Annotated in this window: 9 protein-coding genes; all 9 read right to left on the reverse strand. The window is 68.2% G+C overall.

Annotated features, from left to right (window positions below; genetic code table 11):
• Positions 1–60: 60 nt before the first annotated feature.
• From JSV65_18510 to JSV65_18550, 9 genes are read right to left on the reverse strand one after another with little or no spacing between them, the layout of a single operon-like run.
• Entirely contained in the window at positions 61–2,943 is a 2,883-nt protein-coding gene (locus tag JSV65_18510; protein ID UCH34490.1) for a VWA domain-containing protein, read from the reverse strand.
• A 33-nt stretch (positions 2,944–2,976) separates the two neighbouring features.
• Positions 2,977–4,800 (reverse strand): BatA and WFA domain-containing protein, encoded by a 1,824-nt coding sequence (locus tag JSV65_18515; GenBank protein UCH34491.1) that lies wholly within the window; start codon positions 4,798–4,800, stop codon positions 2,977–2,979.
• A 1-nt stretch (position 4,801) separates the two neighbouring features.
• Positions 4,802–5,722, reverse strand: a complete 921-nt coding sequence (locus tag JSV65_18520) for a DUF58 domain-containing protein (protein UCH34492.1) — start codon at positions 5,720–5,722, stop codon at positions 4,802–4,804.
• A 3-nt stretch (positions 5,723–5,725) separates the two neighbouring features.
• Positions 5,726–6,739, reverse strand: coding sequence for an AAA family ATPase (locus JSV65_18525; protein ID UCH34493.1), 1,014 nt, complete (start codon positions 6,737–6,739; stop codon positions 5,726–5,728).
• A 20-nt stretch (positions 6,740–6,759) separates the two neighbouring features.
• Positions 6,760–8,616 (reverse strand): hypothetical protein, encoded by a 1,857-nt coding sequence (locus tag JSV65_18530; protein ID UCH34494.1) that lies wholly within the window; start codon positions 8,614–8,616, stop codon positions 6,760–6,762.
• Positions 8,609–10,210, reverse strand: a complete 1,602-nt coding sequence (locus tag JSV65_18535; protein ID UCH34495.1) for an ABC transporter permease — start codon at positions 10,208–10,210, stop codon at positions 8,609–8,611. The genes JSV65_18530 and JSV65_18535 overlap by 8 nt, the downstream gene beginning before the upstream one ends.
• Before the next feature lies 1 nt (position 10,211).
• Complete coding sequence (locus JSV65_18540; GenBank protein UCH34496.1) at positions 10,212–11,150, reverse strand: ABC transporter ATP-binding protein; 939 nt, start codon at positions 11,148–11,150, stop codon at positions 10,212–10,214.
• A gap of 1 nt (position 11,151) precedes the next feature.
• Positions 11,152–12,198 carry a hypothetical protein gene (locus tag JSV65_18545; protein ID UCH34497.1) on the reverse strand — a complete coding sequence of 349 codons (1,047 nt, stop codon included), beginning with the start codon at positions 12,196–12,198 and terminating at the stop codon, positions 11,152–11,154.
• A 25-nt stretch (positions 12,199–12,223) separates the two neighbouring features.
• Positions 12,224–14,776 carry a hypothetical protein gene (locus tag JSV65_18550; GenBank protein ID UCH34498.1) on the reverse strand — a complete coding sequence of 851 codons (2,553 nt, stop codon included), beginning with the start codon at positions 14,774–14,776 and terminating at the stop codon, positions 12,224–12,226.
• Positions 14,777–15,423 lie beyond the last annotated feature (647 nt).

Raw genomic sequence — 15,423 nt, forward strand, 5'->3', positions numbered from 1 at the left:
AGGGCACCGGCTCCCGCACAGTCCGCCGCGCTGGCGCTCGCGGTGTGGCGCGTCTTCCCGCTAGTTCTCTGGCGGCCGTCCTTGCTTGCGGCGCCGGCGCTTGGATTCGAGCAACCGGCCGGTCGTGGCGTAATCCTCAGTTACTTCCTCGGGCTCGCGGACGCCCTCGCGAGGCGCCTCGACCTCCTCACCGCGCGGCGCCTGTGGCGTCGCTACCGGCGGCGTCTCAGGCGGCGAGAAGTCCGGCTGGCCCGGTTGCCAGCCGGCCTCAACACGCCGCCGTGATCGCCGCACCGAGCGCGCGTGTTCGAGCAGCGTCCCGGTCGCCACGGGAGCGACCTCGGGCTGGCGCCGCACCCGAACGCGCAGCGCGCCGATAGCCTCCGCGATCTGCGCCCAGTTGATGACCAGTCGTCGCAGCGCGACGTCGAGCGGCCACAGCGCGAGTGCCGCGATCAGCAGCCAGTGCCAGAGGTCCTGCGGGTAACGCGTGGGGGGGCCGGAACGAAAGGCGTCGTCCGGCTTCAGGTCAAGCGTCCCGCCCGTGCGCCTGGCGAGTTCCCCGAGCAGGTGACGGTCCGGCTCGAGCCGCCTGTACTCCGCCGGGAAGGGCACCGCCGCCGCGGTCGTGCCCATGGGCGCGCCGTTCTCGACGGCCGTCACGACATACTGCCCGATGTCCTCAGCCCGGAACTTCGCCTCGTAGTGCCCGGGCGCGGTTTGGCGCATGTCGAGTGTCTGCGCTGTCGCGTCGGGCGCGACAACGTTCGCCTTCAGCTCCAGGAAATCGCGAAACTGCCCGCCCGGGGTCACGGCATCCACGGACACGGTCCCCTCGCCGCGATCTATCTTCACCGTTGGCTGCAATCCGGTGTCACCGGCAGTGCGCATCATCCACCGCAGCGCCTGCGGCCAGAACTTACCGTACCCGCCCCAGACCAGCCAGTGCGCCGCCCAGCGCGCTTTCGCGTCAGAGGTGAACGCGACGGAGCGCCCCAGGCCAAAGCGCCAAGCCGCGAACAGCGGATCGCCCTGAGACGTCTCCAAGGGCACCGACGCCAGCGATTTCGGTGACGTGGCGACGTATCCGAGCAATGGCGGCACGCGCTTCCAGTCGATGCCGGCAATCGTCTCGTGACGCCTCGCCTGGGGCGCGAAGGGTTCCTCCACAATGAGCGACCGCGACGCGAGCAGCACGTCGCGCGTGAAGATGCGCGGGAGTTGGTAGCCGGCTTTCGCGAGATAGAACCCTCCTCCACCCACCGCCGCGACGGAGGTGAGAAATGGCACGTGCGGGCCGTTGCCGAACGCGACTGTGGTGGTGGTTATGCCTTTTCGGAGCATCGCCGCAGCCAGCGCGACGCATCCCTCCTGCTCGTCGCAGTCGGAGCCGTCGGCGAGCATGACAACGTGTTTCGTCCGCGCCTCGGTATCCAGCAGCAGGCGGTAGGCCATCTCGAGCGACGGGCGACAGAAGATGCCCCCTCCCCCGCTCTTCATGCGCGAGATATCGCTGATGATATCGTCGCGTTTCCCGGCGCGCCGCATCGGAGCCAAGAGCGGCACTCCGACGCCGCTGACGACGAACGCGATCTGGTCCGAATCCTGAAGCGACTCGACGGTGGCGATCGCCGCTTCGGCTTCGAGGCGGATCTTGCTGACACTGCCTTCCATCTCGCCGGTGCTGCCCGAGGTGTCCATGACCAGCACCATTGCCGCCGCCGGCATTACCTTGTACTTGCGGATGGACATGTTGACGGGAAGCGTTTCTTCGATCGGCGTCTTGAAGTACCCGCCCGCGCCGAAGCCGTACTCGCCGCCGAGCATCCCGAAGCCGACCCCGAGGTCCGACACCGCGCTCTTGATCAGCTTCATCTGGTCGGGGTGGAGCGCGGTCGCGGGCACTTCGGAGAAGAGCACCGCGTCGTAGGCCGCCATATCCGCCGCAGTCTTGGGCGTGCCGCCGAGCCCGACGACGTCCACCGCGATGTCGTGCTCCTCGAGCGCCTTACGCAAGGGGGCGGCCATCTTGGAATCCCCCTCGACGTAGAGCAACCGCGGCTCGCCGCGCACAGTGGTGTAGGTCAGCGCGCGGTTGTTCTCCGCATATGAGTCCTGCGCGGCCTCGAGCAGCACCTCGTAGCGGTGAAAGCCCGGGGCGTCAACCCCTTCAGTGAGCGTGAAGACGTTCTTGCCCGGCGCGAGGCGCACCGCTTTGGACTCCACCGGCACGCCGTCGCGGTAGGCGCGGAGCACGGCGTCGGCTTCCGCGGTGGCGGAGGCGACGGCCCGAAGCTCGAACGGCTCCCCCGTGCGAACCTGCCCCGGCGCCGATGCTTCTTCCAGCATCACCTCCTGCTCCAGCGTGCGCGAGACAACGACGCTGCTGATCTCAATGCCCATCGCCTGGGCGGAGAGCGCCTGGTCGAGGGCGTCGCCGCGCGTCTCGACCCCATCCGAAAGGAGCACGACGCGCTTGCTGCAGCGCTCGGGCAGCACCGCGAACGCAAGCCTGAGGGCGGCGGCGATATCCGTCTGATCCGCGGGCGGACGCGAGTGAATCGTTGGAATGCTCGGCCGTGCCGTGGCCGAGCATTCCAGGGAAGGCTCGGCGCCGAATACGACCACTGCCGCGCGATCGTTGGGACGCATCTGCTTGACCGCGCGCGCGACGTAGTCGAGCGCACGGTCGGTGGCTTCAGCCGGCAAGCTTCGGGATACGTCGAGCACGAAGACGACGCCTGTGGCACGCGTCCGATACACCGCCTGCAATCCGGCGAGGGCCGCGACGAGGAGCGCCACCGCGACAATGCGCAGGCCGAGGCTGACGCGTCGCCGCCGCCGGGTGAGCCCGGCGAGGCTGTCGCGAGCCACCCACCAGAACAGTGCCGCCGCCACGGGCAGCAGCAGCAGGTACCAGGGATGTGTGAACGCTGCTCCCACAATCTCGACTCTACGTCACCGCCGCGACCATCGTCAGATCCGCCTGTGGTACACCATCCACTCCAGGGCGAAGAGCGCGAGCACCGCCAACACCGCCCACCGCCAGTACTCGTGTGTGCGCCGGGGGCGCTTGCCCACGGCGGCAACCTCGCTGCCCGCGACCATCAGGGCGTCGCGCGGTGTGATGTCCGATTCCTGAGCGTCGAGAAGGTTAGCCGACGCGACGGCGCGGTAGTCACCGGCGCGCGCCTCGTAAACCCCGACCCGCTCGAGTCGAACCGCGGCGCCGCCGTCGCGCAGCGGAACGGCGGCCGTCTTGCCGTCGGGCATCGTCACCTCCAGGCTTCCCGCTTCCATACCCGGGGCGCACGCGAGGACTTCACCGGTCCTCATGTTCGCGAGCAACGCCCCGCCAACGTCTCCGGCGAGCCACCGCATGCAGTTACTGATGAAGATCGGGAACCCGACGCGGAGCGGAAAGTCGGAATCGAGCAGATCCCATGCGACGTAGATCGCACGCACGCCGTCGCGCTGTCCCACGACCACGAGCGGTGTCTCACGGGCGAAGACGAGCGGCTTGCCCCACGTCCGCGGAGCCACCTTGTGCGCCTTCTCCATCCTGAGGTCCGCGAAGTCAACCCAGCGCGTGACGGGATGGTCGCGATCCCAGCGCGTGACCTCCGCGTTTCGCACCACGCCCGAAGCCGTCACCGGCGCCTGTGCATTCGCCGCCGCGATAAAGAGAAACCCTCCGCGCTCCGGCAGCCGGTCCGGGCACATGCGGTCGAGAACGTACACATCCCAGCGGCCCGCGGCGAGGTCCGCCGGTGACGAGGAGCGCACAAACGAGACGTGCGCCTCGACCGCGAGCGCTTTCTGGAGAAACAGATTGCCCTTGGACAGCAGCACACCGCTGCTCTGCTTTCCTGCGCTCGCCAGGAGATGCGCCTCGTTATCGGCCGCTAGTTCGTCCCGCACATCGAGCCGCACCTCGACGCGCTGCGCGCCTGGAGGCACCGGAAAGACGTGCGACACCTCGTGCCCGGGCGGCAGCGACAACTGCCGCACATCGGCGAGCTTGCCGTCCGCCCTGATCTCCAGATCCGGCGTGTGTTTCCGCTTCGCGAAGTTGCGCACGGATGCGAGCGCGAGCGGGCGGCCATCCGGGCCGGGCCGCGCGTCGAGCGCAATGATGGCGACGTTGTCCTCGCCTTCCCCGATGCGCACGAACGAGATCGCCTCGGTGTCAGCAGCAGCCTCGACGTTTGGGAATCCGCCGTCGCTGAGGACGACGACTCGTCCTCCCGAACGGCCGCGGATGAGGGACAGCGCGAGCCGGATGGCTTCGTCGCCGCGCGCGGGACCGTCGGTGGCCTCAATCGTATTGAGGGCGCCGCGCAGAATGGACTTGTCGGAGGTCAGCGGCGTCGCCACGCGCGTCGGGGCGCCCGCCACGACGAAGCACATCTCATCGGCTCGCCCGAGCCCTTGGATAAGCGTCGCCGCTTCCGCCTTCGCGCGCGCGAAACGGCTGGGGCGGACGTCACTCGCGCGCATGCTCGCCGACGTGTCGAGCACCACGGCGACGCAGCGACCGGACACGCCGGGCACGGTGACGTACGGTCGGGCCAGCGCGACGACGAGGCCCAGTGCCGCAAGGATCTGAAGCGCCATGAGCCAGTTGGCCCGCAGCCGGCGGAATGGCGCGTTCGCCTGCATTTCGCGCAGCGCCTGCCCCCACAGCATGAGCGACGACACGCGCCGATCCTGCCGCCGCAGCCGGAACAGGTAGAGCACGATGACGACCGCGACGACCGGGATCGCCCACAGCAGCGCGAGGGGCAACAGGAAGGGCATGTCAGGTCACCAGACGGCGCCGCCACAGCGCGCGCAGAGCCAGATCCTCAAACGACTCGCCGGCGGTCAGGAGCAGCCCGTTGATGCCGTAGCGCAGGCAGAAGCGGCTGAACTCGCTCTCGAATCCGGACAAGCGCTCGAGGTAGCCGCGCAGCAGGCCGCGCGTTACGCTGATCTCGCGCGTCTCCCCCGTTTCGCTGTCCACCAGGCGCAGATCGCCGGCGAGGTCCGGATTGATCTCCTCCGGCGCCAGCACTTGCATCGCCGTGATGTCGAACTTACGCTGCATCAGCGCCTTGAGGCCGTCCTGGTAGTCGGGAGCAAGGAAGTCGGAAATCACCACCGCGATCCCCGGCTTGCTCGCCTGCAGGGCAAAGGACTTGAGTGCGCCCGCGAAGTCGGTGCTGCCGCCGATCGGCACGCCCGAGAGCCAGCGGATGAACCGGGGCGCACATCCCCGGCCACGCAGCGGCCCCATGCTTTCCCCCAGCCTGGGGGCGAAGCCGTGAACGAAAAGCCGATCGAGGCTGCACAGCGCGATGTACGAGATGGCCGCTGCCGCCTGTTTGGCGCAGTGCGCCTTGCTCGGGGCGCCGAATGCCATGGATTCGCTGGTGTCGAGGAGCACCGTAACGTAGAGGTCCTCCTCCTCGACGAACAGCTTGAGGAACAGGCGCGACAGGCGCGCGCAGGCATTCCAGTCGAGGTAGCGCGGGTCATCGCCGGGGACGTAATTGCGGAAGTCGGCGAACTCCACCGACGCGCCCCGGCGCGGGCTGCGCCGCTCGCCGCGCTGACGACCGAGGAAAGTGCGCCGCGACACGATGCGCAGCCGCTCCAGGCGGCGCAGGAACTCCGGCGAGAGCAGCGCCTGGTCCTCGTCGCGCTCCCGCGGCGCGGTATCGGCGTCAACAACCGCCAACGATCATACCTCCAGCGCCGGCTGGGCTGCCGACACGGTCTCTAGGGCGTCGGCGATGAGCGTGTCCGCGGCGATGCCCTCCGCCTCGCCCTCGAAGTTGAGGAGAATGCGATGGCGCAGAGCCGCCGGCGCGACCGCCCGTAGGTCGGCCAGGGCGACGTTGTAGCGGCCGTCGAGCAGCGCCGCGACTTTGCCGCCGAGCACCAGCGCTTGACCGCCGCGCGGGCTCGACCCGTAACGGACGTAACGGCGCACGCTCTCCGGCGCGCTGTCGTGGTCGGGATGAGTCGCCAGCACTGATCTCAGCGCGAATTCCTGGACGTGCGGCGCGATCGGCACCGAGCGCACCAGCCGCATCATCTCCAGCACCCGCTCGCCACTGAGCACCTGTTCGACGGCCGGCTCCTCGACCGTCGTCGTGCGATCCATGATCGTCCCCAACTCTTCGAGGCTCGGGTACGGCACGAGGAGCTTAAACAGGAAGCGGTCGAGTTGGGCCTCGGGCAGTGGATACGTTCCCTCCATCTCGATCGGATTCTGCGTCCCCATGACGAAGAACGGTTCCTCGAGTCGGCGCAGCGTTCCGGCGATGGTGACGGAGTGCTCCTGCATCGCCTCGAGCAGAGCCGACTGGGTCTTCGGCGTGGCGCGGTTGATCTCGTCGGCGAGCACGATGTTGGCGAACACCGGGCCGTGCTCGAAGCGGAACTCGCGCGCGCCGGTCTCGGTCTCGTAGAGGATGTTCGTCCCGGTGATGTCGGCGGGCATGAGGTCGGGGGTGAACTGGATGCGGGCGAACTTGAGGTTGACCGCTCGCGCGAGGGTGCGCACGAGCAGAGTCTTGCCCAGCCCGGGGACGCCCTCCAGCAGGACGTTGCCGCCGGCGAAGAGCGCCGTCAGCGTGCCGTCAACGACCTGCTCCATGCCGACGATCATCTTCGCCACGCCATCGCGCAGCGACGAGAAGTCCCGGCGAAATCCCTCCGCCTCGGCCTTTGCCCGGGCCGCGTCGTCCATACCGATCGCTCCTTCCGGCGTCATTCCGATGTCAGGGAATCGAAGTACTTCTTCACGCGCGCGCGGTGCTCCGGCGGCACTTCCTCCTGCCGCAAGGCATCCTCGGCCTGCTCGCGGTAGCTGGGAAGAACGCGGTAGACCGGAACCTTGCCGCCCTCGCCATCCGCCGATGGCGGCGCATAGACCTCGGTCGCCATCACGTCGCCTTCATCGCCGAACCGGCCCCTGATGTTGACATCGCCGAACTGCGCCGGGGTACGCTGCGCCGGCCCCATCGGCCGATCCGTCACGCCCGGCACATAGCGATGCCCGCCGCGGTCGGGACCGACGCCGTAGCCCGTTCCGGCCCCGATCCCGAAGCCCGCGCAGGCGCCAAAGCAGTTGCCAAGGCCCGGCAGCAATCCCAGGCCAACGCCGATGCCGCCGCAGCAGCCCTCACATTCCTGGAGCCGCTTGAGCAATTCCTCGATATCCATCTTGGACAGCGCTTCCGCGATCTCGCGGAGCTTCTTCGCCAGCTCGTCGAGGTCGGTATTCTTGAGCATTTCGGCGAGTTTCTCAAGCTCTTCCTGAAGCCGCTTGAGTTCCTCCTCGGTCAACTCGGGCGGCTCGCCCGGCTCACCGGACTGCTGCGCCTTGAGCCGCTCTTGCAGCTTCTCCATCAGCGCTTGCATCAGCTCCAGCGCCGCGAGATAGTCCTCTTTGGCGAAGAGTTCGTTGAGCGCGTCGAGCAGATCCTGAGGCATGTCGAGGTTCAAATACAGGCTGCGGGCATTCGCACGCCGGGCCAGTTCCGCCAGGCGCCGGAGCTGCTCCTGGCTCAGCCCCGTGAGCTTGTGCAAGTCCTCGGCGCTGAGGTTGGTGAGCTTCTCGAAGCTCTGCGGATCCAGGTCTGCCAGCCGCTTCAGCTCGTCGAACTTCCCCGGTTCGAGATTCGCGAGCCGCTCAAGGCCCTCCGCGTTCAGGTCAGCCAGATCCTCGAGCGTCTCGACGTCTCTGAGCCCCGACTCCTTGAGCTGCGCCAGTTCGCGCAGGTCGCGCAAGCGTTCGCTCTCCCGCGCCATGGCCGCGGCGGAGGCCACGTCCGAAAGCTCGGCGCCTGCCTGCGCGAGCTTCTTGGATGACTGCTCCTCGATCTTCGCCCTGGCGGCGGCAACTTGCTTGGCGGCGTCCTTCATCTCGGACAGCGCGCGCTTCTGGGTCATCGCCGGTTTCCGCAGGTCCCGCGCCAGTCTGCGCATGTTGGCCGCGACCTGCTCCGCGATATCCTCGGTTTCCGGCTCGGCCAGTTGCTCGATCTCCTCGGCCAGGCGCTCGAACTCCTCGGCCTTGGCCTTCAGCTCGGCGCGCTCGGCGCGAGCCTCCGCGGATTGCAGGGCAGGCCACTGCGGCAGGAATATCGCCAGCGCGAGCGCCGCGGCCGCGGCCGCGGGCGGCCACAAGCGGCCAGCGATTCGTCTGCGGAAAACGGCGCGCGGTACGGCTGCAGTCACGTGCTCCGCCGCATCTTCGACCAGCGCGGCTGTCATCGGCTCCGGGGACGCGCCGAGGGCGAGAGCGCTTGCTGCACGATCCTTGATCCCCAGCCGGGCATCAGCGGCCGCTGCCACCACCAGCGGGCTGGGCGGATGAAGAAACGCCCACACCCACATGCCGATAGCCGGCACGCCGGCGGCGACGGCGTACCACCACATGGCGGGCTGGAACAGATGCAGGAGTTCGGCGATGCGCAGCACGACGCCCAACCCGAGGCCCGCCGCCAAGCCCAGGCTCGCGCTTCGCTCCGCCCGTAGTATGCGCACGCGGCGACGGAAGCGATTGACCGCCGCCGTCAAGCGCAGCGCGGCATCCGCCGGTACCCTCGAAGTCTCACTCATCGCCCGTCTCCTCGGGTGACACGTGGCGCCTGAACGCCACTGCTGCGCCCGCTAGTGCCACCATACCGATGACGACATAGATTGCAGCCGATGTGCCGATGACACCCAGGCCGGCCCACCCGTGCAGCGTGCCCAGCGAAGCGTAGAGTTGGGGCTTGGCCAAGGACAGCGCGGTGACCGCGGGATTGACGTAAGCCAACTGGACGCTGAGTAACCGGGGGCCGGACGGCGCAGTGGCAACGACCAGCAGCGTGAGGAGGTAGACGATCACCAGGGTCGCGCCGAGCACGAGACGCCCGCGCAGGCCGGGCATGAGCAGGGTCGCCCACACGCCCAGCATGCTGCACCCAAAGACCGCCGCGAGCGCGAGGGCGGCACCGCGCAGGAGCGGGTCGAGCCACGTCGCGCTGTGCTTCGGAGCGAAGAACCACAGGCCGCCGATTACGGTGCCGAAGCCCACCAGCGCCAGGATAACCAGAAACGGCAGCGCCGAGCGGACCTGCGGCTGAAGGATGCGGCGAGGAGACAGGCCGCCCACGAGCCACGAGAGAAAGCGCCGCCGCGGCGATGACTCGAGCTCGCCGGCGCCGATGACGGGGACGAGCAGCAACAGCAGCGAGATGATGAGGCAAGCGCTGAGCGCGCAGACGATGCGCATCGTCCCGGGTGTGACGGCGCCGCGCAGAGCCTGTCCGTAGTTGCCGACGGCGAGAAACGCGAAGAGGGCAAAGATGAGCAGCATAAGCGCCCGGACGACGACACCTCTGCGGCGGCCGAGAAGCGGCAGCCGCTGCGAGGCCGCGGCGGCGAGCAGCGCCGCGCTTGCCACGAGCAGCCCCGCCCCCGCGACGCCGGTCGGAATATTCCAGCCATAGACCGCAACGGCATTCGAGGCGAAGTAGATCGCGCCGAAGGGATTGACCGCGCCGAAGATTGAGGGGGCCAGAGTGTAGCCGACACCCGTCGCGACAGGATCAAAGACGAGCATTCCCGACAGGACCAGGAGGCCGCCCGTGGTGGCGTACGCGCCGACGACGGCGAGCAGGCTTCGCGCCACCGCCGTGCTCCACCACAGACCGACCGCCGCGAGCATCAGCGCGGACAGCGCAACGATGCCGTAGCTCCACATCAACTCCGCGGGCGAGACGCCGCCGAAGAGCAGACACATTGCCGCGAGCGGCAGCGACGTGGTGAGCAGCAGGACGGCGAACAGCCAGGCGCTGAAGAGCTTGCCCACGACCACCTGCCGCGAGCGCAGGCGAGTGACGGCGAGCATGTCGTAGGTCTTTTGCTCCTGCTCGCCCGAGATCGTTCCCGCCGTCAGTCCGGGCACGATGAGCGCCACCAGGATCGCTTGCACGATAAACAGCGCGAGGTACAGCGCGCGGCCGAGCTGGAAGCCGAGTGACGGCCCGAACCTGCCGCTGGTTCCCACCTGCGCGGCGTAGGTCGCGCCCATCACGACGAGCATGGCGAAGACGTACCCGGCCTGAAGCCATGCCGGCCGCGCGCCGCGCATGCGGGTGCGCAGTTCCTTGACCAGCACCGGGCTCCACAGGTGCATCCGGTCGGAGACGGTGGCCAGTGCTCCCATGTCAGCTCACTATCCCGCGCGTCACGCGCATGAAGACATCCTCGAGATCCGCTTCGATCTCGTGAAAGCCGGCGATGCGAAAGCCGCGCTCGATCAGCTCGCGCAGCAGCTGCGCCTGATCCACGCCCGACTCGTCGCAGTGGACAACGACCGCCCGATTCTCCACGCGGGCGCCGACGACGCCGGGCACGGTTCGCACGTACTCCGCGAGCGCTTCGCACTCCCCGTCGGCGATCTGAATGCGCAGGGCGGCACGGCCCACGACCTGCTGCATGATATCCTGGACGAGGCCGCTGACCAGGAGCTGGCCTTGCTCGATGATGCCGATCTTGTTGCAGATGTCGGCCAACTCGGGCAGGATGTGCGATGAGACGAAGACCGTCTTGCCCATCTGCGTCAGCTCGCGCAGCAGTTCCTTGATTTCCACGCGCGCGCGGGGATCGAGGCCCGAGGCAGGCTCGTCGAGGATCAGCAGCTTCGGGTCGTGCACCAGCGTCTTTGCCATGCACAAGCGCTGCTTCATGCCGCGCGACAGGGTATCGACAAAGGTATCGCGCTTCGACGCCAGGTCCGCCAACTCGAGCACGTCCTCGATGATGCGCCGCCTGCGGTCGAATGGTATGCGATACGCGGAGGCGAAGAAGTCGAGGTACTCGTGCACCGTCACGTCGTCGTACACGCCGAAGAAGTCGGGCATGTAACCGACGACGGCGCGCACGTCGTCGGGCTGCTTCGTGACGTCGGCGCCGTCAACGATCGCCGTACCCGCGGTCGGGTCGAGCAGGGTGGCGATGACGCGAATGGTGGTCGTCTTGCCGGCCCCGTTTGGGCCGATGAAGCCGAAGCAGTCTCCCGGCTCGAGGCTGAGGGACACATCGTTGACCGCGACGACATTGCCAAACTTCTTGGTCAGCCCGCGGAGTTCGAGTATCGCGCTCATTTCATCTCCCTGCGGCGGTCTGGCCCGCTTGGATCCAGCGGTCGAATTCCCGGAACTCGTACGTTGCGAGCCCGAGCGCAATCAGGATCACCGCGATCGGCCACCCCCACGCGACGATCACGCTGACCACCATCAAGCGCGCCGGCCCCAACGCCATGTAATCGCCGCCCACCGCGCCCGAGTGGATCCACTTGAGGCACAGCTCCAGCGCGAACAGCAACGCAAGCGGCGCGAGCGCCTTGCGCGCGGCGGCCGCGGCGCCGGGATTCGCCAGGCGGCGGCGAGCGGCCAGCCCAAGACCGGCGGCGAGGATGAGGATCACGCCTGACGGAACCAGCGCGTAACGCACGAGGTAGATCAACCACGGGCTTTCGACCAGCCCGTGGCCACCGACGAGCAGCATCGAGAGGTTGAGGATCAGCACCACCGCGAGGAGCACGAAGGTCAGCACGCCGGCGCTCACGGTGCTGCGATAGCGCAGCGAAGCGAACACGCCGAGCGCCGCGCCCTGGATCACCCACAGCAGCCCCGCGGTGAAGACCCAGAACAGGCCCGTATCCATGCCGCCGCCTCCGATGTCGCCGAAGCCAACGGGAGAGAAGAGCACGGCGGGAAGGAAGACCGACCAACTCCCTCCCGTGATCCTGTCGGAATGCAGCAACCAGATCCACAGCCCCGGCGCTGTCACCACCAGCACGCCGATGATCGGCCACAGCACTCCCGTTACCTTCCCCACCACCAGGTGCACCGGCTGCAGCCGCGTGATGAGCATCTGCTCCCACGTGCGCACCTCGCGCTCGCCCGCCACGCTGCGCGCACCGACGACCGCTGCGCCGAGCGCCAGCAGCACCGCGTACACCATTATCAGCGTCGCACGCTCGGCGAGGCCAGCTGCCCCTATGAGCCCCCGGGTCGCAAGCGCCAAGGCTGCTGCGGCGATCATCGCCGCAGCGATCGCCGCCAGCTTGGTCCTGCGGCTCCACTCCCGCCAGAAACGGAGTCGCGCCTCGCGCCGCACGATCGGGTTGTCCGTTATCAGGTTCTGCACAATGCGGCCACCCCACACGACTGCCTTACCGCTCGCCTGAGACGATGATATCCACGCGGTGGACCTGGACCCCCGGGACGTCCTCGCGTCGCACTAGGCGAACCTTGATTGTCCCGTCTTCGGCGACGAATCTGCCAGGCTCAGGCACGACTATGGTCTGCTGCACGCCTCCCCACCGGCCCGCCCGCGGCGCCTGTGCGCCGCCGTCCGCCGCCGGCGCCGCTCCGACCTTCTCCCATGCTCCACCGCTGCGATCGTACAGCGATACGTCGCACAGGGGGGGCCCGTGTGCGTCACCTGCGAGGTTACAAATGACTTCGAGGCCGTCCACGCGGATGCCGGCGAGGTCCGGCGGAGGCTCGAAGGTGTAGATCACGTCGCGGTCGCTGGCCAAGTAGGCTTGCAGACCGCCGCCCGGCAGGCCGGTATCGGACGTAGCGACGTAGGAACCCGCCGGAAGCCGCACCTGCCGGGACGCGGTTTGCAGCGGCAGATGCACGAGCAGCAGCGTCTGGTCGCTGTAGTCGCACTCACGGCCCACATCAATCGGGATCGGTGACGGCGCGACGTGGCACAGCAGGCCGAGTTGCGATACGAGGCGCTTCGGGGACATCAGCGCGCTCACCGCCCGCTCTTCCATTCCCTGGAGCCGGCGTCGTGGCGCTTGCGGCGAGGCGAGCTTGCGCGTGGCCGCCGTCGCCTCGTCTGCCCGGAGCCGGAGCCGGCGTCGCTGACCCGGTGACGAACCGATGGCAGTAAGCGCGGACATTCCCGATGGCGCCGCGGAAGATGTAAGATCGACGACGATGTCGAATTCCGTGCGTTTCCCCGGCTCGATATCCTGCAGCGGCAGGCCTGTGTGGGCCCCGGGCGCCACCAGCGTCGGGGTTTTGAGCGTCCACTTGGTGTCGTTCTCAATCCAGCCGACGAGTCGGGTGCGCTCCATGCGAATGTCCGACCGCACTGGGCCGCCCATGTCCACAACGCCCTCAGCGCCATAGACTCGCATTCCCCACATGGCGATCTGTGCGCGCTCGACCCACGGCTCGAGTTCGTCATGGACCAGCCCGGCGCTGGGCTGCGGTCCGCGGCGCCCGTAGCCGTACGGATTGCCCCAGTCCTCGTAGGAAACCTCAGTGACGAGCGCCTGATCGAGGCCAACGCGGATGTCGTACGCACGGCGGGCCGGCGAGAATACCCCGAAGTTGCTGAGCGCCAGCGCGACCGGCGAGCCTTCGCCCGCCTCCATGAGCGTTCTCTGGTTGACCAGCAACCGCGGCCCCTTGATGCTGTAGCCGAATGCGTAGGCGCCGATGAAAAACGCGGCGACAATGATGGGCGTGGTCACCCATGCGAGCTCGCGCCGCCTGCGGCGGGCGAGGACCCAGTGATTGGCGGGGATCAAGAGCAGGAAGTAGAGCCCCAGGAAGCCGGCCACCATAAGCAGGGATGGCGCCCTCATCTCCTTGATGCTGGTAACGCCGTCGTAGAACATACCCCTGACCTGGCTCACCTCCTGCAACGAATAGAGCCGCGCGCGGTCGTCGAAGAAGGACAGCCACAGCTTCTCCAGCGCTGCCGCCGCTGCCACCGGCGGCTGAGTCGGATCGAAGGCGAGGAACGTCACCGTGCCGCTGCCGACGCGACCGCGCACGACCAGAGGCACGCCGCCTTCCTGCGCGAGGACGCGGGCGCCTGGTTTGGGCACCCCTGCGACGACGGGCACCGACTCCGGGATCGACAGGGCGTAGGCGCTGAGGCCGGAGGAGATTGTCGTGTCTGAGGCCGTCAGCCCCTCCACGGGAAGCAGCGCCTGGAAGAAGGGATCGCCGAGCCTGGCGGCGTCGGCGCCGCCGGTGATGACGAGGTTGCCGCCGGTGCGCACCCACGACGTGATCGCCGCCTGCGCGCCGTGCGGGCCGGGACTTAGATCGCTCGCGAACACCGGACCGAGGACGAGGAGATCCACCTGGCAGTAAGCGAGCGGATTCTCGGGCAAGCGCCCAGGCGATATGTGCGCGGGCACGATATTGCCCTTGATCGCTGGCTGGCTCCCGCCGCCATACGGGCCGTACGGCCCGCCGCTGTGAGCCGGACCGGATGACAACCGCGTGCGCTCCACCTGAGATAGATAGCCGAGAGCGCCCGGCGGGAATCCGGTCGCGACGAGCAGGCTCTGCTCTTCGCGGACGTACGTGACGCCGGGCTCGTGTGATGCCCTACCCGCGAAGATCGCCACCGGCGTCACCCCAAACCCCGAGGGATCATACCAGAAGAGGGTGTGGCGCTGGCGCGAGCCCTGGGGAAGGCGAACCGAGGCGACGCGCCGCTGGTAGGCCTGGGCAAAGCGGCGTTCGCCGGGGGCGAGCACGAGCAGGCCCTCGCGCTCCGGGCCGCGGTTGGTGAGTTCGACTGTGACCGGCGACCAACGCTCGGGCCGCGCCACGCCGTCGAAACCGTAAGTCGCTCGGGTCTCAACATCTGCGGCGAGCGCTGCGAACGCGGCCATCACGAGCAGCCCAACCGCTGCCGCGGCAATGCCCGGCACCACACCCCTCGCGGCGTGTTCCGCCCTCACAGTACCATGCCTTCGCGAGCGCGCCGCACCGCGCCCTGTACTGGTTTCGACCGCGCTGCCGTATCGGGAGTTCGCTGGGCCTTGGCGCGATTCCTGCCAATCGCAACCGCCGAGGCGCGATGCAGGGGGCGCGCCTCAGAGCTGCGATCACGTTCGTCTGCCTGAGCGTTTCCGCTCCCAAAGCAGCAGCCGTGGCTCCTTCGGGACGGGGTCCGTGAGCGCAGCCCCGAGGCCTGCGCAGCCTCTTATCGAACACGAACCCCACCGATTCGACGCAAAGCCGCCTAACGGAGTTCCGCGTCGCGTGGGATCGGCGGCCGGGACCGGGCAGCGCCCGGGGTGCACAGACGTTTGACTTGCGAGTGGCGCCGGGCTAGAATGCGCGCAAGGCGCCGCGTGCCGGGGTCGGCGTTTGATGCGCGGGCGGGATGATCCGGCGTCAACCCGCGGCGATACCCCTCGGCGATTCGAGCGAGCTACCGTGCTCGGCTCGAGACGTACGGAGTTGACACAGTGAAGCGTCTTGGCATTGCTTTGGCCGCGCTCTGCTGCATCATCATGGCCATTCAGACAGGAGGCTGGACGATGGAGAGTTCCGACATTCCCGCCGCCGCTGCGAATGACGCCGTCATGGCGAGCCCGGCGGA

The organism is Armatimonadota bacterium (assembly GCA_020354555.1).
GTDB lineage: Bacteria > Armatimonadota > Hebobacteria.

What these genes read in the sequence shown, in the direction of transcription:
- JSV65_18535 (UCH34495.1), bottom strand. Translation starts at nt 10,210, where the DNA reads ATGGGAGCACTGGCCACCGTCTCCGACCGGATGCACCTGTGGAGCCCG.
- JSV65_18515 (UCH34491.1), bottom strand. Translation starts at nt 4,800, where the DNA reads ATGCCCTTCCTGTTGCCCCTCGCGCTGCTGTGGGCGATCCCGGTCGTC.
- JSV65_18530 (UCH34494.1), bottom strand. Translation starts at nt 8,616, where the DNA reads ATGAGTGAGACTTCGAGGGTACCGGCGGATGCCGCGCTGCGCTTGACG.
- JSV65_18525 (UCH34493.1), bottom strand. Translation starts at nt 6,739, where the DNA reads ATGGACGACGCGGCCCGGGCAAAGGCCGAGGCGGAGGGATTTCGCCGG.
- JSV65_18540 (UCH34496.1), bottom strand. Translation starts at nt 11,150, where the DNA reads ATGAGCGCGATACTCGAACTCCGCGGGCTGACCAAGAAGTTTGGCAAT.